The sequence below is a fragment of the Serratia sp. SSNIH1 genome, assembly GCF_002935055.1.
Classification (GTDB): Bacteria; Pseudomonadota; Gammaproteobacteria; order Enterobacterales; family Enterobacteriaceae; genus Serratia; species Serratia nevei.
This window is the reverse complement of record NZ_CP026383.1, coordinates 3215098-3238458: the sequence shown is the minus strand read 5'-3', so window position 1 is coordinate 3238458 and position 23361 is coordinate 3215098. Positions and strand designations below refer to the sequence as shown.

Genomic DNA, 23361 nt, shown 5'->3' with positions numbered 1-23361 from the left:
GCCCAGCCTCTCAGCGTTTCTGCTCAGAGGCCGGCCGTTTATCTTGAACTCGGACTCAGCTGCGGCCGGTCTCCTCTCGCAGCGCGGCGCTGACCTCATGCGCCGTCGGCTGTTCGGCGCGCAGCGCCCGGCGGATCGCGAAGAAGGCGGCGATCAGCATGGTCACCGCCACCAGCATGAAGAACCCGCACAGCGCGGCGTTGATCTGGTTGCTGAATACGATGGTTTCCATGTCTTTCAGCGACTTGGCCGGCGCAATGATCGTGCCTTGCTCGATGCCGGTGGAGAATTTCTTCGCCTGCGCCAGGAAGCCGATGCTCGGTTTCTCATGGAAGATCTTCTGCCAGCCGGCGGTCATGGAGGTCACGAACAGCCAGGCGGTCGGCAGAATAGTCACCCAGGCGTAACGCTGTTTTTTCATCTTGAACAGCACCACGGTGCCGAGGATCAGCGCCATTGACGCCAGCATCTGGTTGCCGATGCCGAACAGCGGCCACAGGGTATTGATGCCGCCGAGCGGATCGACCACGCCTTGATACACGAAGAAGCCCCAGCCGGCCACCGCCACCGTGGTGCCCGCCAGATTGCCGAACCAGGAACGGTTGTTGGCCAGCTGCGGCACCGCCACGCCCACCAGATCCTGCACCATAAAGCGGCAGGCGCGGGTGCCGGCGTCGACGGCGGTCAGAATGAACAGCGCTTCGAACAGAATGGCGAAGTGATACCAGAAGGCCATCATCGCCCGGCTGTTGAACACCTCGCTGATGATGTGCGCCATGCCCACGGCGAAGGTTGGGGCACCGCCGGCGCGCGACAGGATGGAGTTCTCACCTACCTCTTTGGCGATCAGCGCCAGCGTTTCCGGCGTGACGATAAAGCCCCAGCTGTTAATGACCTGCGAAGCATTTTCCACCGTGGTGCCGATTAGCGCCGCCGGCGAGTTCATGGCGAAGTAGACGCCCGGATCCAGCACCGAGGCGCAGATCAACGCCATGATGGCGACGAAAGACTCCATCAGCATGGCGCCGTAACCGATAAAGCGGATGTGGCTTTCACGTTCCACCAGCTTGGGCGTGGTGCCGCTGGAGACCAGCGCGTGGAAGCCGGAAATGGCGCCGCAGGCGATGGTGATGAACAGGAACGGGAACAGGGCGCCGGCGAACACCGGGCCGCTGCCGTCGATGAAGCGCGAGACCGCCGGCATTTTCATCTCCGGCATGGCGAAGACGATGCCGATGGCCAGGCCGATGATGACGCCGATTTTCATAAAGGTGGAAAGGTAGTCGCGCGGCGCCAGCAGCAGCCATACCGGCAGCACCGAAGCGACGAAGCCGTAGATCACCAGCACCCAGGTCAGGGTGGTGCCGTGCAGCGTGAAGAACGGCCCCCAGTAAGGATCTTGCGCCACGTTGCCACCGTAAATGATCGCCAGCAGCATCAGCACGAAGCCAATCACCGAAATTTCAGCGATCTTGCCCGGGCGGATAAAGCGCATGTAGATGCCCATGAACAGGGCGATCGGGATGGTGGCGGCGATGGTGAACAGCCCCCACGGGCTGTCGGCCAAGGCTTTTACCACCACCAGCGCCAGCGCCGACAGGATGATGATCATCACCCCCAGCGCGCCGAGCATGGTGATCACCCCGGCGAATGCACCCAGCTCTTGCTTGGCCATTTCCCCCAGCGAACGTCCGTCGCGGCGTGTGGAGATGAACAGCACCAGGAAATCCTGCACCGCGCCGGCCAGCATAACGCCGACCAGGATCCAGATGGTTCCCGGCAGGAAGCCCATCTGCGCGGCCAGAATCGGCCCCACCAGCGGCCCGGCGCCGGCGATGGCGGCAAAGTGGTGGCCGAACAGCACCCATTTGTTGGTGGGCACATAGTCCAGGCCGTCGTTGTGACGTTCTGCCGGGGTCAGACGGCGGTCGTCCAGTTCAAAGACCTTGTCGGCAATGAACCTGCTGTAGAAGCGATAGGCGATGCTGTAGCAGGCGACGGCGGCGACCACCAGCCAAACGGCGTTGACATGTTCGCCGCGGCTGAGCGCCAGCATGGCGAAGGCGAAGGCGCCGACCAACGCCACCAGCAGCCAGATAAGTCCTGACCTGATGTTTTTCATGAAACAACTCCTTGGCGTACAGAGGTAAAAATCGACGTTGTTATTAGGAATGACGTTTTAACAGTAGAAGTTTTGCCGCCGAACTGCGGCAGGTCGGATGAGAAATGTGAAGCAGGTGGGGTTTTAGTGTAAAAACAACGTGATGAAACCGCGTTGGCGCAGGCTGCCGCCCACGCAATCCCCGGCAGTTATTCATTCTGCATTTTCACGGCGCGTACAGCGAATCATCGTCGTTTTTTATCAGGGTACGGCGTCTGGCGAATTATTATTTTATCTGTCGAGGCGTGCCGAAATAAAATCATCCGTGCCGTGTTATACCTTTATTTCAACCCGCAGGTTTAATCATTCATAAAATAAATAATAAAGTCACGAAAGGAATTTAATTATGATAAATGAAATCATCGAAGGGTATTTACCGCAGCTCACGGCCATTCGGCACGATATTCATCAACACCCTGAACTGGGTTTCGAAGAGTTTCGCACCAGCGATCTGGTGGCGGATTATCTGAATTCGTGGGGCTATGAGGTGCACCGCGGATTGGCGGGCACCGGCGTGGTGGGCACGCTGCGGGTGGGCGATGGCGTTAAACGCCTCGGGCTGCGCGCCGATATGGACGCCTTGCCGATCGAGGAGAACAACGGCAAGCCCTGGAGCAGCAGCGTGGCCAACCGCATGCACGCCTGTGGCCATGACGGTCACACCACCATGCTGCTCGGTGCCGCTCGTTACCTGGCGCAAACGCGCAACTTCAACGGCACGCTGCATCTGATTTTCCAGCCGGCGGAAGAGATGCTGAACGGCGGCGCGCGCATGGTGGAACAGGGGCTGTTCGAGCGTTTCCCCTGCGACGCCATCTTCGCCATGCACAACATGCCGGGGATGCCGCTCGGCGAATTCTTCTTCCAGCACGGCCCGTTTATGGCCTCGATGGATCAGTTCAACGTGCGGGTGCAGGGGCGCGGCGGCCACGGTGCCATTCCGCAGCTGACGGTCGATCCGGTGCTGGTGGCTTCGCATATCACCGTCGCGCTGCAGAGCATCGTTTCGCGCAATATCGATCCGCTGGAGGCGGCGGTGATCACCGTCGGTAGCATCAAGGCCGGTGAGGCGGCCAACGTGATCCCGGACAGCGCGGAGATGAAGCTCAGCGTGCGCTCGCTGGATCGCCAGGCGCGCGCCACCTTGCTGGCACGCATTCCGGCGCTGATCGAGACGCAGGCGGCAAGCTTCGGCGCTCACGCGGTGGTGGAACACGTTAACGGCACGCCGGTGCTGGTCAACGACGAAGCGATGACCCGTTTCGCCCACCGCGTGGCGGAACAGCAGTTCGGCGATGACCGCGCGCACTACGGCGCCCGGCCGCTGATGGGCAGTGAAGATTTCGCCTTCATGCTCGATGCGCATCCGCAGGGCTGCTACCTGATCATCGGCAACGGCGATGGCGAAGGCAGCTGCATGGTGCATAACCCGGGATATGATTTTAACGACGGCTGCCTGGCGGCCGGCAGCCAGTATTGGGGAGCGTTGGCGGAAGCCTATTTAAAATAAACTCGAAAATAATAACAGGGAAGGTAATGATGAGTGAAAATACGGCTGAAACCCAGGCGGCAATAATATCGACCCCGAAGGCCGGTGGCAGAAAGGTCATATTCGCCGCCTCCTTCGGCAATGCGCTGGAGTTTTTCGATTTCGGTATTTATAACTTCTTCGTTATTTACATCAGCGTATTGTTCTTTCCGCCGTCCAGCGATCCGCATCTGGCGTTGCTGTTGGCGTTTGCCACGTTCGGCGTCAGCTTCTTCATGCGGCCGCTGGGCGGCATTCTGATTGGCGCCTATGCCGATCGCCATGGCCGCAAGCCGGCGATGATCCTGACGATTTCCTTGATGAGCCTGGGCACGGCGATGATCGGCTTTGCGCCGACCTACGCCAGCGCCGGCTATTGGGGAACCGTCACGCTGGTGGCGGCGCGCCTGATCCAGGGCGTGGCGGCGGGCGGCGAGGTGGGGGCATCGATGTCGTTGCTGGTGGAGTCGGCGCCGCCCAACCGGCGCGGCTTCTATTCCAGCTGGTCGCTGGCGACGCAGGGCATCGCCACCGTGGTTGGCGGCGTCACCGCACTGGCGCTCAGCGCGGCCTTGCCGGTGCTTTCCGGTGAGCCGAACGCCATGGCCGAGTGGGGATGGCGCATTCCTTTCTTTATCGGCGTGGCGCTGGCGCCGCTCGGTTGCTGGCTGCGCCTCGGGTTGGAGAGCGATCGGCCGTCGGCGGCGCGGGCTCACGAGCCGCCTGCGCAGTTGCGCAAGCACTCGCGGGCGGTGGTGCTCGGCGTGATGTTGACCATCGGCGCCACCGTCGCCACTTACATCTCGATGTATTATCTCGGCACCTACGCGGTGAAATACCTGGGGATGGCGCAGGCTTACGGCTATGCCGCGATGCTGCTGGCGGGGCTCGTCACCTTCGGCGGCAGTCTGCTGGTCGGGCACTGGTGCGATCGTTACGGCCGTCTGCCGCTGATCCGCGGGTCGCGGATCGCGATTCTGATCGTGGCCCTGCCGGCATTTTGGTGGCTGAGCGCGGTACCGCATCCGGCGGTGCTGCTGCTGATTGTCGCGGTGCTGGTCGGGTTGACCACGCTCGGTTCGGTGCCGACCATGCTGATGATTTCGGAGCTGTTCCCGCAGCGCATTCGGGCGCTGGGGTTTGCCTTGGTCTACAGCCTCGGGGTGGCGATTTTCGGCGGCTTCGCTCAGTACATCGCTTCGCAGTCGATCGCGCTGAGCGGTTCGCTGCTGGCGCCCGCCGTCTATCTGATGCTGGCGACGCTGGCTTCGCTGGCGGTGCTGCCGCTGCTGCGTGAAACCGGCGGCGAGCCGCTGCGCTAGCCGAAAAAAAACGCCGGCGGTTTTCACCGTCGGCGCTTTGCGTTGCGGCCGTTTCAGACGGGCGTTCAGGCCGCCGGACGGGCGATCACGCTGCGGGTTTCCATGCGCACTTCGGCGATGGTGACCTGCAAGGTGTCGCTCTGGCGGTAAACCACTTCACCCTTGATCTGCACGGTGCCGGTTTCCTGGCTGCACTGCATCTCGTCGCGCACCGCGTGAATAAACGGTGCCGGGATGAAGGCAACGGCGCCGTTGTCCAGCAGGCGCACGCGCAGGCCGCCGCGGGTCACGTCGATGATCTCGGCGTTGAAGCGGGTATCGGTACCTGCCTTGTCCTGCAGGAAGCGGGCGTACAGCCAGTCGCCGACGTCGCGTTCCGCCATGCGGTTCAGGCGGCGGCGTTCCGCCAGCTGCACCGTGACGTCATCCTGCGGCTTTTCTGCCGGCTGCTGGTTGATGATCGCCTTCAGCAAGCGATGGTTGACCATATCGCCGTATTTACGGATCGGCGATGTCCAGGTGGCGTAAGCCTCCAGACCCAGACCGAAGTGTGGCCCCGGCGTGGTGCTGATCTCGGCGAAGGTCTGGAAGCGGCGGATGCGGCTGTCGAGGAACTGGGTCGGCTGCGCATCCAGGTGGCGGCGCAGTTCGCAGAAACCGTCGAGGGTCAGCAGCTTCTCGGCTTCGGCTTCCACACCGTTGGCCTGCAATACGGTGACCGCTTGCTCGACGAGAGCAGGATCGAAACCGGTGTGCACGTTGTACACGCCGAAGCCCAGGCGATCGCGCAGCACGACGGCGGCGCAGACGTTGGCGGCGATCATGCACTCTTCAACGATGCGGTTGGCGCTGCGGCGCTGCTCGGTAACGATCTCGAGTACGTCGCCTTTTTCACCCAGCACGAAGCGGTAGTCCGGGCGGTCTTTGAACACCAGCGCATGCCGGTGGCGCCAGGCGTTGCGCGCGTCGCAAACGCGCTTCAGCAGGGTGATTTGTTGCGCGATGGCATCGCTCGGCGGCTGCCAGCCGGCAATGCCTTCCAGCCAGTCGGAGACTTCGTCGTATACCAGCTTGGCTTTGGATTCGATCTCGGCGGCGAAGAACTGAATATCCTCGCCCAGCGCGCCGTCGGCGGCGATGGTTACGCGGCAAGCCAGCACCTGGCGGCGCTCGTTAGGGCGCAGCGAGCACAGGTTGTCCGACAGATCGCGCGGCAGCATCGGGATGTTGAAGCCCGGCAGGTAGTTGGTGAAGGCGCGCACGCGGGCGATATCGTCCAGCTTGCTGCCTTGCTCGACGTAGGCGGTCGGATCGGCGATGGCGATGGTCAACTGCAGCGAACCGTCGCCGTTGTCGGTCACATACAACGCATCGTCCATGTCTTCGGTGCTGGCGCTGTCGATGGTGACGAATTCGAGCGCGGTCAGGTCTTCACGCACCAGCGCAGCGGCCGGCTCGCTGAGAGCCTGCATTTCCGGCGCTTCTTTCTCCAGGTTGTGACGCGCCAGCGTCACCCACCACGGGGCGAAATGGTCTTCACCTTCGGTGATAAAGTGGGTCAGATCGGCGTTGAAGCTGCGATCGCCTTTCAGCGGGTGACGGCGCATTTCCGCCACCGCCCAGTCGCCGGCCTGGAAGTTGTGGGTCAATTCACGCACCGGGCGGCACGGAATCGCATCTTTCAGCAACGGATGATCGGGCACGATGGACAGACGGTCGTCGCGCTTTTGCACGCGGCCGACAAAGCGCGACAGGAACGGCTCGACCAGGGTTTCCGGCTCGGCGATTTCGCGCTCTTTCTCGGTGTGCAGGGTGGCGATAATGCGATCCCCGTGCATGACTTTCTTCATGTACGGCGGCGGAATGAAGTAACTTTTTTGACCGTCTACTTCAAGAAAGCCAAAGCCTTTCTCAGTCCCTTTCACTACGCCTTCAACGCGCGGGGTCTGAGAGTGAAGTTGCTGTTTAAGCTGCGCCAGCAGCGGGTTATCTTGAAACATATCGTCCAGTGAATGGGTTGTGAGTGGCAAGATTTGCGGCTGACAGTTTTACGCGAATCACCCGCTGCGAGCAAGCCTAACGTCACGGAACCCCGCGTTGCCACGCGATTTTGCGCAAGAATGGTCAATCGGAGTGCTGTCGATGGAAAACCCCGGCGTGAAGGCCGGGGTGAAGGGCGGGTGGCGATCAGTCCCGCAGCGGCGTCGGCTGCAGGATTTCAATCCAGTAATCATCCGGATCGCGAATGAACGCCACGTAGTTCATGCGGCCTTCATGCAGGCGCTTTTGGAAGGTGACGCCGAGGCGCTCAAACCGCTCGCAGGCGGCGCGCACGTCCGGCACCGTGACGCACAGGTGGCCAAAGCCGCGCGGCTCGCCGTTGCCGTTGTGGTAGTGGAAATCGGTCTGATTTTCGGTGCCGTGGTTATGGGTCAGTTCGAGAATGCCCGGCTGGCTCAGCGCCCAGCGTTTGCGCTCGTCGTCGTCCTGCGGGATCTGTTCACGCGGGCTGCGCGTCAGGTAGCAGATGGTAAAAGCGGCTTCTTCGAACGTTTCCAGATAGACCGGGGTAAAGCCCAGCACGCGGGTGTAGAAATCCAGCGCTTTGGTCAGATCCTTCACGCGGATCATGGTGTGGTTGAACACGTAACCGTCGGTTACCGCCTCCGGTTGGGCCGCCACGCCGGGCAGCGTCAGTAGATCATTCAGTGGCATCAGAGATCCTCCTCAGGGTGTCGGCAGACTGTAGGTGAAATCGATGCTAATCTAAAGTGATTGTTTTTAACTAAAACACTAACTAAAAGTGAATGATAGATGAAGCTGAGCCAGCTGAAGTTTTTCTGTACCGTGGTGGAGTGCAAAACCATCGCCGCCGCCGCGCGCGAGCTGCACTGCGTGCCTTCCAACGTCACGCTGCGGCTGCGCGAACTGGAGGAGTCGCTGGGCGGCGAGCTGTTTTTCCGCGACAAGAACCGGCTGTACGTCAATCCCAAAGGGCGACTGTTCTATCAGCAGGCGCGCGACATTGTGGCGCAGGCGGAGCGCAGCAAGCAGCTGTTCGCCGGCGAGCATCAGCATGGGCTGCTGAACCTCGGGGCGCTGGATTTCTCGCTGGTCAGCCATTTACCGGCGCGCATTGCCCGGCTGCGCCGTTTACAGCCTCATCTGCACATCAACGTGCTGAGCCGCGACTCGCTGGTGCTGGAACGCATGCTGATCGACAGCGATCTCGACCTGGCGATCACCGACGGCCCGATTGAACATCCGCTGCTGGCCAGCCAAAAGGCATTCGATGAACGGCTGGTATTGCTGATGCCGGCCGATGCCGGGGAACCCGACGCCGCCACGCTGGCGCCGCTGGAGTTTTACACGTTCAGCCGCGAATGTTCGTTTCGCCTGAAGGTGGATCACTGGCTGGCCTCGCGCGGGCTGAAACCGCGCATGACGCTGGAAATGGAATCTTATGCCGCGATGGCGGCCTGCGTACAGGCCGGTTGTGGTGTCGCCTGCGTCCCCGGTTCGTTGCTGCCGCTGATCATGCCGGCACCGGGGCTAAAGGTGGTGGAAATGGGCGAAGAGGGGCTGAGCGACCTGTACTTCGTCTGGCGACGGCATCAGCTGTCGGACGAGTTGCAGACCATCCTGGGGATATTGGCGCACCCGGCGTGAACCGGGCGCGCGTTTTCAGGCGATGCGCAGCGAAGGTTGCCGTTCGCTGCGGCGGATCGCCACCGGGATCGACTTCGAGGTCGGGGTACCGGTACCGTCGCCGAAGCTGGCCAGCGGCACCAGCGGGTTGGTTTCCGGGTAGTAGGCCGCCAGGTTGCCACGCGGAATGTCGTAACTCACCAGCTTGAACCCGTCCACTTTACGCACCACGCCGTCGTTCCACAGGGTTTCTATCTCTACCCGTTCGCCATCCTGCAGGCCCAGCGCCGCCAGATCCTCCGGATGGATGAACAACACTTCACGCTGACCGTAAACGCCGCGGTAGCGGTCATCCAGACCATAGATGGTGGTGTTGTACTGATCGTGCGAGCGCAGCGTTTGCAGGGTGAACGGCGCTTTTTCGCTGCCCAGCTGTGGGAACAGGGTGGTCGGCAGCGCGGCGGCGCTGAACTCAGCCTTGCCGCTCGGCGTGGCGAAGCGCAGTTCGGCGGCGGCATTGCCGAGGTAGAAACCACCGGGCTGGTCGCAGCGCCGGTTGAAATCTTCGAAGCCGGGAATGGTGGCGGCGATGTGATCGCGGATCAGCGAATAGTCGTCGGCCAATTCCAGCCAGTCCAGCTGCTGGGTGCCCAGCACCGCGTCGGCGATGCCGCAGACGATCGCCGTCTCCGAACGTTGGGTCTCCGCCAGCGGCTTGCCGATGCCTTCCGAGGCGTGGACCATGCTGAACGAATCCTCGACCGTAATGTACTGCGAGCCGCTGGCCTGCATGTCCAGCTCGGTGCGGCCGAGCGTTGGCAGGATCAGCGCATCTTTGCCGGTCACCAGGTGGCTGCGGTTAAGCTTGGTGCTGATATGCACCGTCAAATCGCAGTTACGCAGGGCGCGGGCGGTGCGTTCGGTGTCCGGCGCCGCGGCGGCCAGGTTGCCGCCCAGCGCGATCAGCACTTTCACTTCGCCGCGCAGCATCGCTTCGATCGCTTCCACCGTGTTGTGGCCCAGCGCGCGATTGGCGGTGAAGTTAAAGTGGCGCTCCAGGCTGTCGAGCAGCGCCTTCGGCGACTTCTCGTCGATCCCCATGGTGCGGTTACCCTGGACGTTGCTGTGGCCGCGTACCGGGCACAGGCCGGCGCCCGGTTTGCCCAACTGCCCGAACAGCAGCTGCAGGTTGGTGATTTCACGTACCGTCGCAATAGAGTGTTTATGCTGAGTCACGCCCATCGCCCAGGTGCAGATCACCCGTTCGGCGCCCTGATAGGTGGCCGCCGCCTGGCGCAGCTGCGCTTCGCTCAGGCCCGACTGCGCGGTAATGGTCTGCCACTCGGTGGCGTCTACCTGCGCCAGGTAAGCCTCTACGCCGACGCTGTGCCGCTCGATAAACGCCAGGTCGAACAGGGCGGGCTCGCCGGCGGCCAGGCGCTGACGGTGGGTTTCCAGCAGGGCTTTCACCATGCCGCGCACCGCCGCCATATCGCCGCCCAGATTCGGCTGGTAATAGGAAGAGCTGATCGGCGAGGATTTTGGCGTCAGCATCTGTACCGGATCCTGCGGATCGGCGAACCTTTCCAGCCCGCGCTCGCGCAGGGTGTTGAAGCTGACGATACGCGCGCCGCGTCGGGCGGCGTTCTTCAGGCTGTGCAGCATGCGTGGGTGGTTGGTGCCTGGGTTTTGGCCAAACACGAAGATGGCGTCGGCCTTTTCGAAGTCATCGATGCGGATGGTGCCTTTGCCGACGCCGATGCTCTGCTTCAGCCCAACGCCGCTCGCCTCGTGGCACATATTGGAGCAGTCGGGGAAGTTGCTGGTGCCGAGCATGCGGCCGAACAGCTGATAAAGGTACGACGCTTCGTTGCTGGCACGGCCCGAGGTATACAGCTCGATCTGGTTCGGGTTGTCCATGCCGTTGATGTGTTTGGCGATCAGCGCCAGCGCGTCCGGCCAATGGATAGGTTCATAGTGGTCGGTTTCGGCGTTGTAGCGCATCGGATGGGTGAGGCGACCCTGATACTCGAGGAAATAGTCGCTCTGCTGCTGCAGCGTGCTGACGCTGTGGGCGGCGAAAAACTCAGGCTCCACGGCGCTGCGCGTCGCTTCCCAACTGACCGCTTTGGCGCCGTTTTCGCAGAAGCTGAAGGTGCTGTGATTGTCGTCGCCCCAGGCGCAACCGGGGCAGTCGAAGCCGCGAGCCTTGTTGACGCGCATCAGGTTGCGCATGTTTTTTAGCGTTTGTTTACTGTCGAGGACAAAGCGGGTGGTGGCTTCAAGCGAACCCCAGCCGCCCGCCGGGCCGGTATAAGGCTTGATTGACGGTTTGAATTTCATGGTGACACTTCGCAGGTGGTTGTAGCTAAAAAGTAAACGCTTTTTTATGCGTCTTGCGTATTTATGTCACAAGTTTAGGGGCGCTACGGGGTGGCGTCTAATCGAATGGGACAATGGCGGCATAGAGCGCATCTATCGCCGGCGGGCGGTGCCGTAAACAAATGGTTGCATAAAGACACCCGCTGCAAAAGAGTAATGGTTTCGTCTGAAAGTGAATTCATGCAGTCTATCTCGCGGATTATATTGGCATTTTATTCAGCCTGCGGGCCTGAGGAACACAGCGTGAAGCGTTCAGTATCAGTGGTAATCGGCGGCATATTGCTGCCTTTAGCGGCGCAGGCGGCGGAAACGACGCCCAATTTTCCTACCATGACCCCGCCGGCGATAGACGCCGCCTCTTACGTTTTGATGGATTACACCACCGGCCAGGTGTTGGCTGCCGGCAATGCCGACGAACGGCGCAACCCGGCCAGCCTGACTAAACTCATGACCGGGTTGGTGATCGACCACGCGCTCGACCAGCACAAGATTGGCCTCGACGATGTCGTCACCGTGGGGAAAGACGCCTGGGCGCAGGGCAACCCGGTGTTCAAAGGATCTTCGTTGATGTTCCTGAAGCCAGGTGACAGGGTCACGGTACGCGATCTCAGCCGAGGTATCATCATCGATTCCGGCAACGACGCCTGCGTGGCGATGGCGGACTATGTGGCGGGCAGCCAGGCCAACTTCGTCAAGCTGATGAACGAGAAGAGCGCGCAGCTGGGCCTGCAGAACACCCATTTCGAAACGGTACACGGGCTGGATGCGCCGGGGCAGTTCACCACCGCCGGCGATCTGGCGGTGATTGCGCGCGCCATCATCATGAGTGAACCGGCGGAATACCATATGTACAGCGAGAAGTCGCTGACCTGGAATGGCATCACGCAGCAGAACCGCAACGGCCTGCTGTGGGATAAGACGCTGCACGTCGATGGGCTGAAAACCGGGCACACCGCCTCGGCCGGCTTCAACATCATTGCCTCCGCTACCGAAGGGGATCGCCGCCTGATCGCCGTGGTGATGGGCGGCAAAAGCTCTAAAGGGCGTGAGGAGCAGGCGCGTAAGCTGTTGACTTGGGGGCTGCGTGACTTTGCCACCGTACACCTGTTCAGCGCCGGCCAAAGCCTGGGGGAAGAGCCGGTTTGGTACGGCGAGAATCACCGGTTACCGGTCGGTAGCGCGCAAGAGCAGTCGCTCAGCCTGCCGAGAAGCGAGGCGGACAAGCTGAAGGCGCAGTACGTGATCAATACCGCACGGCTGGAAGCGCCGATTGGCAAAGGGCAGACCGTTGGCGAGATCCGCATCAGCGACAATGGCCAGGTGGTGAAAACCTTGCCGCTGGTGGCGCTGCAGGCGGTGCCGCAGGGCGGCGTGTTCTCGCGCCTGGTGGATTACGTGAAGCTGAAGCTCTGACTCGCCGGGCGGATGACGGTGCCCGGTGGTATACTGGTGCGAATGCCGATCATTGAGCCGCGCTATGGATATTAAACAACTGATTTATTTGTGTAATTTAGAACGAGAACGTCACTTCGGCCGGGCGGCGGAGGCCAGCTTCGTTAGCCAGCCGACGCTATCCATGCGATTGAAAAATCTGGAAAAAGAGCTGGGCGTTTCGCTGATTAACCGCGGAAACCATTTCGGCGGTTTTACCGCCGAAGGCGAGCGGGTGCTGGCGTGGGCCCGTGAGATCGTCTCGGTTTACCAGGGGCTGAAGCTGGAGGTGGAGTCGCTCAAGCACGGCTTGCACGGCACGCTGCGCCTTGGTGTGGTGCCGCAGTGCAGTATCTCGGTATCGGAAATGCTCAAGGCGGTCAGCGAGCGTTATCCGCATCTCGATTACCGGCTGGCGGTGCTGAGCGCCGATCAACTGCTGGAGGCGCTGACGGCGCATACCGTCGACATCGGCATCGGCTTTTTCGAGCTGTCGACCTTAAAGGAGCTGCATTTCCAATCGCAACCGCTGGTGGAAACCGGCGTCGAGCTGGTATTTCATCCACAACACTTCCCGAAACTGGTGGGCGATACGCCGTTGCCGCTGGAGGCGGTTGCCGCTTTGCCGCTGTGCCTGGCCGAGCCGACGCGTTATTTCCGCCGCTATCTCGATCAACACTTCCGCGACGCCGGGTTGACGTTGCACACGCGGCTTGAGACTGCCTCGATCTTCCAACTGCTGGAGGGGATTTTCGTCGGCCTGGGCTGCGGGCTGTTTCCGCGCGGCCAGCTGCAATCGCCGCTGATGCCAGCGTTGCAGCGCCGTCCGGTGGCCATCGGCGCCATGCCGCGTCATGCGGCTGTGGTGGTCGATATGGCAGAGCGCGCCACGCCGTTGGCGCAAAAATTCTTCGACGCCGCCAGCGAGTGGCTGCGTCAGCAGAATGTCTAAAACGCGGCGTATCGCGGCCGGTAATCAGGCCGCGTAGCGGTCTTCAGTCGGCGGCGATGAAAGATTCGGCATCGCCTAGCGTTTGGCGCAGGCGATTTTCCCAGGCGTAGAGCGCGGTGGTGAGGATCACTTCCAGCGCCTGCGCCTGATTCAGGCCGCTGTTGAACAAGGGCTGCACGCTCTGCGGGGTGAATTTCTCCGGTGCGCGCGTCAGCTCGGCGGCGGTGTGGATCACCGCGCGTTTGACCGTGTCCTCGGTAAATGCCAATCCCTGAGGCAGCCCGGCGAACAGCGCCTGCGCCAGTCCGTCATCCTGTAGCTCTTGTGCCACCGTAGCCGCGCAGTAGCGGCTGCCGTTGATGCGCGAGACCGCCAGCGTCGCCAGCGCTTTCAATCGGCTCGACAACCCGTACCCTTCGGCATTGATGCCGTTAAACACGCCGTTGCGCTCACGCAGTGCGGCGGCATCGTGCGCCAGCAGCAGGTAATAAGATTCGGCGCGCGCCTGCGGGTGGCTTTGATCCAGCACGTCAAGCTGTTCGGCGGCGGCGGCTTCCGTGTCGATTGGCGGCAGGCGTGCAGTCCAGCTTAACTCTTCGGTGCTGAAGGTGACGCCATCGGCGTCTTCGACATTCGGGAAGCCGGGCACCACTACCGCCGGTCGGCCGGCCAACGCCGCTATGCCCGCCACCACGCGCGCTTGGTAGCTGACAAAACCGATGATTTGCGAAAAGGTGACGATATCCGCCGGGCTTAGCCCGACGTCGCCAAGCTGCTGCAGCGCTCTGCGGCAAATCAGCGTGGGCTGGCTGGCGAGCTGGCGGGCGTATTGGGTGATCTGGGCGAGGCGGATATTGCTTTCACGGGAGGCGTCCGGGCTGTGCAGCGGGGCGAGGCGGGCGGCGTAGTGGCTACAGAGCGACTGCACGCCGGTCACCTGAGCGACGGTCAGCGCGGTACTGAGGCGATCATAGGGTGACAGTGTCACGTATCGTGATAGCGACACCTGGTCGGGAAACAGGGCGTGGTAACCGGCCAGCGAGGCGTTGAATACCCCGGCGCGGGCGCCGAGCGCAGCGTTTAACGCTTCATCGGCGAAGGCGCCCAGCCCCAGCAGAAAACGATCGCGCAGGGTAGCCGCCTGCGGCTCCAGCGGCGCATCGCCCCGCACGCTGCTTTGGGTTTCGTGATACCACTGGGCATTATGTTGTCGACGGAGTCGTTCCATAGGGTCAATCCTTAATCATGAGCAACAGCCACCGGTGCGTGCGGCAGCGGCGGCTGGACAAAGAGTCAACATGCCCGCAGGCGGGGCGAAGGCGGATTTAGCGCAGCTCATCGCAGCACAGCGCGTGGCCGTAAACAGAGAAACCGGCGGCCAGCGTGAGCAGAAACTGCGTGAGGCGGCGATGGCGAAGGCTGTTCATCAGTGCGATATCCTGTCGTATGAGAGGCTCAACGTAGGGGATATCCTCACCGATCGCCCTGGCGAGATAAAATAATGTTACGGACTAATCAATAACTGAAAGGAATAAAATATAAGGATATATAACAAGAATGTAATTTGTATGTGCGCTTTCTTGCTAAACGGCAGGCGTGTACGGCAATAAAAAACCCGCCGCAGCGGGTTTGTTGCAGGCCAGGACGTGGCTCAAAAACGACCGCCGTCGCGTCGCCAGGCGTCGGCGGTCAGCGCCTCGCCGAAGTGGCTGGCGATAAGGCGCTTGGTCAATTCGTGCAGCGGCGCCGCCAATACCTCGGCGGTGCTGCCGCGCTCGACGATTTCCCCTTCGTGCATCACCAGCACCTGGTCGCTGATATGCTTCATCATGCCGAGGTGCTGGGTGACATAGATATAGGAAATACCGTGTTTTTCCTGCAGCTCCAGCATCAGGTTGATGATTTGCGAGCGCATCGACATGTCCAGCGAGGCCAGCGCCTCATCGGCGACGATCACCTTCGGCTGCAGGATCAGCGCACGCGCCAGCGCGACGCGCTGTTTTTGCCCGGAAGCCAGCATGTGCGGATAGTAGTAAGCGTGATCCGGCAGCATGCCGACCTGGCGCAGCGTTTGGTTGATGCGCTGCTCGCGCTCGGCAGGTTCCAGACTGGTATTCAGCCGCAGCGGCGCGTCCAGCAGCTGGCCGATGCGCTGGCGCGGATTGAGCGAGGTGCTCGGATCCTGAAAAATCATGCGAATGCGCTGGCTGCGATAGCGATAATCGCCGAATTCCAGCGGATGATCGTCGATCAGCAGTTCGCCGGCGGTCGGTTCCACCATGCCGGAGAGCATCTTCGCCAGCGTGGATTTGCCGGAGCCGTTCTCGCCGATCACCGCCAGCGTCTGGCCTTCGCGCAGGGTAAAGCTGACCGATTTCACCGCCTCGACGTGCTGGCGGCGGAACAGCCCGGTGCGGTAGCGGTAGGTTTTGCTCAGGTTGCGCACTTCCAACAGCGTTTCCATGTTATTGCTCCTCCATGTTCAGCGGGAAGTGGCAGGCAAAGAAGTGGTTTTTGACCGGGCGCAGGCGCGGCGTTTCGATGCACTTCTTCTGCGCGTAAGGGCAGCGCGGCCCCAGACGGCAGCCGATCGGCAGGTGTTCCAGCGAAGGAATGGCGCCCGGCAGCGTGTTCAACCGGCTCTTGTGCGGCAGCGAGCGGCCGAAGTCCGGCATGGCGCGGATCAGCGCCTGGGTGTAAGGGTGGTGCGGCGCCGCCAGCAGCTCTTCACACTGGGCGCTTTCCACCGTTTGCCCGCAGTACAGCACGTTCACCCGGTCGGCCCACTTGCTCATCATCTGCAAATCGTGGCTGATCAGCAAAATGGTGGTGTTGTTGTTCTGGTTGAGGCGCGCCAACAGGCGGAAAATCTGCGCCTGGGTGGTTGGCTCCATGGCGTTGGTCGGCTCATCGGCGATCAGCAGACGCGGCTGGTTGGCCAGCGCGATGGCGATCATCACTTTCTGGCACTCGCCTTCGGTCAGCTCGTACGGGAAGCTGCCCATGATGTCGTCGTGATCCTTGATGCCGACGCGGTGCAGCAGTTCGATGGCGCGGCGTTTGCGCCAGTTGAAGCGCTGCCACCAGCGGCCCTTGTAGGTCCAGCCAGGAATGGCCTGCGCCAGCTGGCGGCCGATGCTCTCGGAAGGATCCAGACAGGACTGCGGCTCCTGAAAAATCATCGAGACGTTGTGGCCCACCAGCCTGCGCCGCTCGCGCGGGCTCAGCTGCAGCAGATCGATGTCGTCGAAGCGGAAACGGTCGGCGGTGACGCGCCAGTTGTCTTTGGTTACGCCGCAGATGGCTTTGGCGATCAGGCTCTTGCCGGAGCCCGATTCGCCCACCAGGCCGCGCACCTCGCCCTCGGTCAGCGTCATGCTGACGCGATCGACCGCCTTGACCGGCCCTTCGGCGGTCATAAATTCAATCGTTAGATTGCGGATATCGAGTAACGGCATTATTCCACCCCGGCATTGATTGCGCGGCGCATACCGTCGCCTAACAGGTTAACCAGCAGCACGCTGACGAGGATGGCCGCGCCGGGCAGCATCACCGTCCAGGGCGCGACGTACACCAGCTCGAGCGAATCGCCGAGCATCGCTCCCCATTCCGGCGAAGGCAGCTGCGCGCCGAGATCGAGGAAGCCGAGCGCGGCGATATCCAAAATGGCCATCGACAGCGCGCGGGTGAACTCGGTCACCAGCACCGCCGCAATGTTCGGCATCACTGCGTACCACAGGATCTGCAGCGTGGAAGCGCCGTCGAGCCGCGCCGCCACCACGTATTCTTTCTCCAGCTCGTCGTGCACCGCGCTGTAGATGGTGCGCACCATGCGCGGCAGCAAGGCGAGCCATACCGCCAGCATGGCGTGTTCAAGTTTGGGGCCGATAAACGCCACCACCACGATCGCCAGCAGCAGCGAGGGAATGGACAGCAGGGTATCGAGAATATGGTTAAGGACCGCCGAGCGCAGCCCGTGAGTGACGCCGGCGAATACGCCGAGGATCACCCCGCAGAACGCCGCGGCCAGCGTCACCGCCAGCGCCGAGCCGAAGGTGGCGGCAGTGCCGGTCAGCAGCCGGCTGAGGATGTCGCGCCCGAGATCGTCGGTGCCGAGAAAGAACGACACGTTGCCGTAGCGCGACCAGGAAGGCGGCAGCAGCTGATAGCCGAGGAACTGCTGATCCAGCGCGTAGGGCGCCAGCAGGCTACCGAACAGCGACAGCAGCAGCAGGGCGATCACGCCGTAAAAACCGATCATCGCCAGCGCGTCGCCGTAGAAAATCCGCCAGGTGTAGCGCAGCGGGCTCGGCATCTTTTTCTCGCGGTATACGTTATCGAAGGGCATACCATTCCTTATGTTTCAGCGGGTTGGTTGCCGCACCCAGAATGTCGGCCAGGACGTTAATGGTGATCACCAGCGTGCCGACCACCATGACGCCGGCGGAGATCGCCGCATAGTCCTGCTGGCGAATGGCGTTGATCAGCCACCGGCCGAGGCCCGGCCAGCTGAACACCACTTCGGTGATCATCGCCAGCGTGAGCATGGTGGAGAACTGCAGCCCCAGCTTGGGCACGATCGGCGGCAGCGCATTGTGCAACACGTGGCGGCGAATGATGGTGAAGCGCGACAGGCCGCGGGTGGCGGCGGCCTTGATGTAGTTTTGGCTCAGCACGTCGTCGGTGCTGATGCGCATCAGGCGCACCACTTCGGTGGTGGGAGCCACCGCCAGCGCGGCGATCGGTAGGATCATGTGGCGCAGGGCGCTGCCGATCATCTCGGCGCGGTACGGCGAGTCCGACAGCCAGGCGTCGATCAGCGCGAAACCGGTGATCGGCTTCACCTGATACAGCAGGTCGAAACGGCCGGAGACCGGCAGCCAACCCAAGTGCAGTGAGAAGAACAGCATCAGCAGCAGCGCCAGCCAGAACACCGGCATCGAAAAGCCGAGCAGCGCGAAGGTGCTGATGGCGGTGTCCTGCCATTTGCCGCGCAGCACGCCGGCGATGATGCCCAGCGGAATGCCGATAAACAGCGCCAGGGCGAAGGCCAGCAGGCACAGTTCCATGGTAGCCGGGAACACTTCGCGCAGCTGTTCGCTGATCGCCTGGCCGTTGATGCTGGAAACGCCGAAGTCCCAGTGCAGCAGGCTGACGAAGTAGAACTGATAGGCGTCCAGCAGGGCGGCGCCGTTCAGCGGCGCGCGCGGCGTGAAATAGCTCAGGCTGAAGCTGACCAGCGTCAGAAAGAACAGCGTGATCAGCAGCAGCAGAATGCGGCGCAGGGTAAAGATAATCACTTTTTCACCTCCGGCGCGGATTCACGGTACACCCCGGCGAACGAGGCGTTGCCGAACGGGCTCAGCACCAATCCCTTGATGTCGTAGCGGTAGGCCTGCAGCCGCAGGGAAGAGGCCAGCGGCAGCACCGGCAGTTGCTGCTCGAGGATCTTCTGCGCCTTGCGGTAGTTGTCGATACGCTGAGACAGCTGCTGCGACAACAGCGCGTTCTGCAACACCTCGTCGAAGCCCGGGTCACACCAGTGAGCATAGTTGGTTTGCGAACGGATTGCCGCGCAGCTCAGCAGCGGCCGGAAGAAGCTGTCCGGGTCGTTGCTGTCGGTGGCCCAGCCGGTCAGGGTCAGATCGTGGTTCATCTCCATCAGGCGCGCCTCCTGAAAGCGCCCCTCTACCGGCACGATGGTGACGTTGATGCCCACCTGGCCGAGATCGGCCTGGATCAGCTCGGCGGTTTTCAGCGGGCTCGGGTTGTAAGACTGCGAGGCGGTCGGCACCCACAGCTTCAGGTTCAGCTGGCCGACGCCGGCCTGCCGCAGCATCTCGCGCGATTTGGCCGGATCGTACTCGGTGACGTGCGCGTCGTTGTCATAGGCCCAGGAGGCGCGCGGCAGGATCGAGGCAGCGGTTTCCGCCGTGCCGTAGTAGATCGACTGCATCAACCGCTGGTTGTTGATCGCCAGCGAGATCGCCTGGCGCACGTTGAGGTTGTCGAGTGGCGGTTTGCGGGTGTTGAACGCCAGGTAGGCGATGTTCATCCCCGGGCGCAGCGTCAGGCGCAGGCGCGGATCGTCGCGCAGGATAGACAGCTGGCTGGCCGCCGGATAGGCCAGCACGTCGCATTCGCCGGTCAGCAGCTTGGAGAGGCGGCCGGTACCGCCGGCGCCCAGGTCGATCACCACCTGCGGCATGCGCGGCAGCCCTTTCCAGTAGGCGGCGTTGCGCGCCAGGCGAATATATTGCCCCGAGCGGTATTCGTTGAGCAGGAACGGGCCGCTGCCGACCGGCTCGCGGTCGATCAGCTCCTGATGGCCCTCACGCGTCAGCAGATCGGCGTACTCGGCGGACAGCACCGGCGCATAGTGGGTCGCCAGGTGCCACAGGAAAGAGGCGTCCGGCGACTGCAGGCGAATCTCCACCGTATAGTCGTCGAGCTTTCTCACGCTCTGCACCGAATCGCCGAACTGCAGGCTGTCGAAATAGGGGTATTCGCCGCCGTTCACGTCGTGATAAGGGTGTTTCTGATCGAATACGCGGGCGAAGCTGAATACCACGTCGTCGGCGTTCATCTTGCGGGTAGGCGTGAACCAGGCGGTGGTCTGGAACGGCACGTCCTTGCGCAGATGGAAGCGGTAGGTGGCGCCGTTGTCCAGCACCTCCCAGCTTTGCGCCAGCTCGGGGATCAGCCGGTAGGTGTAGGGATCGACGTCCAGCAGGCGATCGTACAGCTGGGCGGCCAGGGTATCCACCGTCAGGCCGCTGCTGGCCATTTGCGGGTTAAAGGTATTCAGTATGCCGCTGACGCAATAGACAAAGCCGCTCTGGCGAATGTCCGGCAGCGGCGCCGCGGCGGGCGCGGGCGGTGTTGTCGCGGCCAGGGCAGAGCCCGTCAGGCACAACGACAGTATCCAAAAGGGTAAACCACGCATAGAGGCTCATGGGTTAATCAGCAATAGCGTTAGTGTATCGCACTCTGACCGGCAGCCCAATCCATTGAGCAAAATCGCTGAGTTTTCTGCGACTTGATTAATCATCCCTTTCAGGGGCAAGAAAAAAGTTTTTCATGTTATGTTATAATATAACAAAATCATGTTACCGTTCCCCGGCAAAGTCACAATAACGCAAGGGGATGTATGAACGAAGTTGCACTTCCACCACGCCGTTCGCTGCCGGATGCTCAGGCATGGCGCGGCGAAATGAGTGATGTCGGGCTCGATTGGGTAGGGATGCAAGGGATCGCACTGCCGCTGGAGCTGGTCGGCAAGCCATTGATGGCGAAGGTCGACGCCGGTATCAACCTGCGCGCCGAAGCGGCGGGCGAGCGCGGTATTCACATGTCGCGGCTGTATCTGGCGCTGGATGAATTGACGCAGGGTGAGCTGACGCCGCAGCGCATCGGCCGAACGCTGCAGGCCTTTCTGGATTCGCAGCCGGAACACAGCGATCGCGCCAAACTGGCGATCAGCGGCGAGCTGCTGCTGTCGCGCCCGGCGTTGCTGTCGCCGCAGCGCGGCTGGAAGGCTTACCCGCTGCGCATCGAGGCGACCCTGACTAACACGCTGACGCTGGCGCTGACCGTCGGCGTGCCTTACTCCTCTACCTGCCCGAGTTCGGCGGCGCTCAGCCGTCAGTTGGCGCAGCAACAGTTTCAGTTTGATTTTGAACAGGCGGCGGAGCGGGTCAGCCAACGGCAGGTGAGCGAGTGGCTGTTGGAGCAGGGAATGCCGGCCACCCCTCACAGCCAGCGCAGCTGGGCCTGGGTCACCGTGACACCCGAGAATGAACGGGCGTTCGAACCGGTGAAATTGATCGACCGCATCGAACACGCGCTGGGCACGCCGGTACAAACGCTGGTGAAACGCCGCGACGAGCAGGCCTTCGCGCTGGCCAACGGTCAGAACCTGATGTTTTGCGAAGATGCGGCGCGTCGTTTGTATCGCATGCTGCGCAGCCAGTGCGATTACCGCGCCTTCTCGCTGCGCGTCGAGCATCAGGAGAGCCTGCATGCCCACAATGCGGTGGCTGAGCTGAGCTGGCGGGGAGAAAATCATGCTGCGTAAAAATCCCAGCGGCCATCTGCCGCAGGTCTCGCCGCTGGCCTACATCGACCCCACCGCCATTATTTGCGGCCGGGTGATCGTCGAAGATTTCGTCTACGTCGGCCCTTATGCGGTGATCCGCGCCGACGAGTTGAACGCCGCCGGCGACATGGAGCCGATCGTCATCGGCTCGCACTCCAATATTCAGGACGGCGTGGTGATCCACTCCAAGAGCGGGGCGGCGGTCACCATTGGCCGTTACAGCTCGATCGCCCACCGCGCCATCGTCCACGGCCCGTGTCGCATCGACGATCGGGTGTTTATCGGTTTCAACAGCGTGCTGTTCAACTGCCACATCCAGTCCGGCTGCGTGGTGCGCTACAACGCGGTGGTGGACGGCGTGACGCTGCCGGAAAACCGCTATATCCCCTCGACCGAGCGCGTAGGGCCGGACAGCGACCTGTCGCGCTATCGCCAGGTCGATCGCGGCGCGCTGCAGTTTTCGGAAGAAGTGGCCGCCACTAACGTCGAGTTGGTGCGCGGTTACCAGGCATTACGCAATGAATTTTAATGAGGCTCCCATGAAACAACTTCCCGTGACCGTGCTTTCCGGCTTTCTCGGCGCCGGCAAAACCACGGTGCTGAACCACATCCTGAACAACCGGCAGGGCATGCGCGTGGCGGTGATCGTCAACGACATGAGCGAAGTGAACATCGACGCCGCGCTGGTGGAAAATGCCGTGCATCTCGATCGCCAGGAAGAGAAGCTGGTGGAGATGAGCAACGGCTGCATTTGCTGCACGCTGCGCGAAGACCTGCTGGTATCGGTGCGTGAGCTGGCGCAGGACGGGCGTTTCGATTACCTGCTGATCGAATCGAGCGGCATCTCCGAGCCGCTGCCGGTGGCGGAAACCTTTACCTTTGAGGATGAAAAGGGCGAAAGCCTGTCGCAGTTCGCCCGGCTGGATACCCTGGTGACGGTGGTCGACGGGGTGAATTTCATCCAGCAGTACCAGCAGGCGCAAAGCCTGCAGGAGGCCGGCCAAAGCCTGGGCGAGGACGATCTGCGCAGCGTGGCGGATCTGCTGATTGAGCAAATTGAGTTCTGCGACGTGATCCTGGTCAGTAAGACCGATCTGTTGACGCCATCCCAGCAAGGCGAAGTGATGGCGCTGCTGGCCAGCCTGAACCCCGATGCCCGCATTGTGCCGATCGCGCCGGGCAAACTGCCGCTGGAGGCGGTGCTGAATACCGGCAGCTTCAGCTTTGAAAAGGCGCAGCAGGCGCCCGGCTGGCTGAAAGAGCTGCGCGGCGAACACGTGCCGGAAACGGAAAACTACGGCATCAGCAGCTTCGTCTATCAGGCGCGGCGGCCGTTTGCGCCGGACAAGTTTTACCGCGTGATCAACGGCGACTGGGGCGGCGGCAAGCTGCTGCGCTCGAAAGGCTTTTTCTGGCTGGCGACGCGGCCGCGGCAGGCCGGGCAGTGGAGCCAGGCAGGGGGCATCGCCCACTACGGCCTCGCGGGCACCTTTTGGCGCGCCATCCCGCAAGATAATTGGCCGCAGGATCCCGAAGCGCGGGCGCACATTCAGGAAAAATGGGTGGAGCCGTTTGGCGATATGCGCCAGGAACTGGTGTTTATCGGCCAGCATCTGCAGCAGGCGACGATCGTGCGTTTGCTGGACGACTGCCTGCTGAGCGACGATGAAATGGCCGCCGGCGTGGATTATTGGCTGGACATGGCAGACCCGTTCCCTGAGTGGTAATTGCGCAATCTTCGTGTGGTAATGAGAAAAATTCTCAACAAAGTGCTTTACAGACGATACTGATAACTATTATCATCGTTTGGCAGTTCACGGAAGGCCACAGTTTGCGGCT

18 protein-coding genes are annotated in these 23361 nt (G+C 61.9%); 8 read left to right on the top strand and 10 right to left on the bottom strand.

Annotation, left to right across the window (positions count from 1 at the left end):
- Nucleotides 1-55: 55 nt before the first annotated feature.
- Nucleotides 56-2122, bottom strand: a complete 2067-nt coding sequence (locus C3F38_RS15595; protein WP_047730578.1) for a carbon starvation CstA family protein — start codon at nucleotides 2120-2122, stop codon at nucleotides 56-58.
- A gap of 385 nt (nucleotides 2123-2507) precedes the next feature.
- Here C3F38_RS15595 and C3F38_RS15590 point away from each other — a divergent pair, with 385 nt between their 5' ends.
- Complete coding sequence (locus C3F38_RS15590; protein ID WP_055317601.1) at nucleotides 2508-3671, top strand: M20 aminoacylase family protein; 1164 nt, start codon at nucleotides 2508-2510, stop codon at nucleotides 3669-3671.
- 29 nt (nucleotides 3672-3700) lie between these two features.
- The gene (locus C3F38_RS15585; protein ID WP_047730580.1) at nucleotides 3701-5011 is read left to right on the top strand and encodes an MFS transporter; all 1311 of its coding nucleotides are present in this window, start codon (nucleotides 3701-3703) and stop codon (nucleotides 5009-5011) included.
- A 65-nt stretch (nucleotides 5012-5076) separates the two neighbouring features.
- Here the strand turns inward: C3F38_RS15585 and C3F38_RS15580 are convergent, their stop codons facing one another.
- Nucleotides 5077-7011 (bottom strand): exoribonuclease II, encoded by a 1935-nt coding sequence (locus C3F38_RS15580; protein ID WP_047730581.1) that lies wholly within the window; start codon nucleotides 7009-7011, stop codon nucleotides 5077-5079.
- A gap of 187 nt (nucleotides 7012-7198) precedes the next feature.
- On the bottom strand, nucleotides 7199-7726 hold the full coding sequence (gene gloA / locus C3F38_RS15575) for a lactoylglutathione lyase (protein WP_047730582.1): 528 nt from the start codon (nucleotides 7724-7726) through the stop codon (nucleotides 7199-7201).
- 99 nt (nucleotides 7727-7825) lie between these two features.
- On the opposite strand from gloA, the gene C3F38_RS15570 reads away from it, so the two are divergent.
- Nucleotides 7826-8680 (top strand): LysR family transcriptional regulator, encoded by an 855-nt coding sequence (locus C3F38_RS15570; protein WP_038880407.1) that lies wholly within the window; start codon nucleotides 7826-7828, stop codon nucleotides 8678-8680.
- Between the two features lie 15 nt (nucleotides 8681-8695).
- On the opposite strand, the gene C3F38_RS15565 is transcribed toward C3F38_RS15570, so the two are convergent.
- A complete protein-coding gene (locus tag C3F38_RS15565; RefSeq protein WP_047730583.1) occupies nucleotides 8696-11002 on the bottom strand; it encodes an FdhF/YdeP family oxidoreductase in 2307 nt (768 codons plus the stop codon).
- A 282-nt stretch (nucleotides 11003-11284) separates the two neighbouring features.
- On the opposite strand from C3F38_RS15565, the gene dacD reads away from it, so the two are divergent.
- Both dacD and C3F38_RS15555 read left to right on the top strand, forming a co-directional pair.
- On the top strand, nucleotides 11285-12454 hold the full coding sequence (gene dacD, locus C3F38_RS15560; RefSeq protein WP_038880393.1) for a serine-type D-Ala-D-Ala carboxypeptidase DacD: 1170 nt from the start codon (nucleotides 11285-11287) through the stop codon (nucleotides 12452-12454).
- 64 nt (nucleotides 12455-12518) lie between these two features.
- Nucleotides 12519-13424 carry a LysR family transcriptional regulator gene (locus C3F38_RS15555; RefSeq protein ID WP_025303008.1) on the top strand — a complete coding sequence of 302 codons (906 nt, stop codon included), beginning with the start codon at nucleotides 12519-12521 and terminating at the stop codon, nucleotides 13422-13424.
- Nucleotides 13425-13467: 43 nt separating this feature from the next.
- On the opposite strand, the gene C3F38_RS15550 is transcribed toward C3F38_RS15555, so the two are convergent.
- From C3F38_RS15550 to sapA, 6 genes are all read right to left on the bottom strand, one after another.
- Nucleotides 13468-14652 carry a carboxymuconolactone decarboxylase family protein gene (locus tag C3F38_RS15550; RefSeq protein WP_038880391.1) on the bottom strand — a complete coding sequence of 395 codons (1185 nt, stop codon included), beginning with the start codon at nucleotides 14650-14652 and terminating at the stop codon, nucleotides 13468-13470.
- A 423-nt stretch (nucleotides 14653-15075) separates the two neighbouring features.
- Nucleotides 15076-15888, bottom strand: a complete 813-nt coding sequence (gene sapF, locus C3F38_RS15540; protein ID WP_033648455.1) for a putrescine export ABC transporter ATP-binding protein SapF — start codon at nucleotides 15886-15888, stop codon at nucleotides 15076-15078.
- Nucleotide 15889: 1 nt separating this feature from the next.
- A complete protein-coding gene (sapD, locus tag C3F38_RS15535) occupies nucleotides 15890-16882 on the bottom strand; it encodes a putrescine export ABC transporter ATP-binding protein SapD (RefSeq protein WP_019452674.1) in 993 nt (330 codons plus the stop codon).
- Nucleotides 16882-17772 (bottom strand): putrescine export ABC transporter permease SapC, encoded by an 891-nt coding sequence (gene sapC / locus C3F38_RS15530; protein ID WP_004930580.1) that lies wholly within the window; start codon nucleotides 17770-17772, stop codon nucleotides 16882-16884. The genes sapD and sapC overlap by 1 nt, the downstream gene beginning before the upstream one ends.
- Entirely contained in the window at nucleotides 17759-18724 is a 966-nt protein-coding gene (sapB, locus tag C3F38_RS15525) for a putrescine export ABC transporter permease SapB (RefSeq protein ID WP_004930575.1), read from the bottom strand. Before sapB ends, sapC begins: the two co-directional genes overlap by 14 nt.
- Nucleotides 18721-20370 carry an ABC transporter substrate-binding protein SapA gene (gene sapA, locus C3F38_RS15520; RefSeq protein ID WP_055316972.1) on the bottom strand — a complete coding sequence of 550 codons (1650 nt, stop codon included), beginning with the start codon at nucleotides 20368-20370 and terminating at the stop codon, nucleotides 18721-18723. The genes sapB and sapA overlap by 4 nt, the downstream gene beginning before the upstream one ends.
- Before the next feature lie 204 nt (nucleotides 20371-20574).
- Between sapA and folE2 the strand changes: the two genes are divergently transcribed.
- The 3 genes from folE2 to zigA are packed head-to-tail and all read left to right on the top strand — an operon-like array spanning nucleotide 20575 to nucleotide 23249.
- A complete protein-coding gene (gene folE2, locus C3F38_RS15515; protein WP_047730586.1) occupies nucleotides 20575-21501 on the top strand; it encodes a GTP cyclohydrolase FolE2 in 927 nt (308 codons plus the stop codon).
- Complete coding sequence (locus tag C3F38_RS15510; RefSeq protein WP_025303003.1) at nucleotides 21491-22051, top strand: carbonate dehydratase; 561 nt, start codon at nucleotides 21491-21493, stop codon at nucleotides 22049-22051. Before folE2 ends, C3F38_RS15510 begins: the two co-directional genes overlap by 11 nt.
- 10 nt (nucleotides 22052-22061) lie before the next feature.
- A complete protein-coding gene (zigA, locus tag C3F38_RS15505; RefSeq protein WP_049270860.1) occupies nucleotides 22062-23249 on the top strand; it encodes a zinc metallochaperone GTPase ZigA in 1188 nt (395 codons plus the stop codon).
- Nucleotides 23250-23361: the final 112 nt, after the last annotated feature.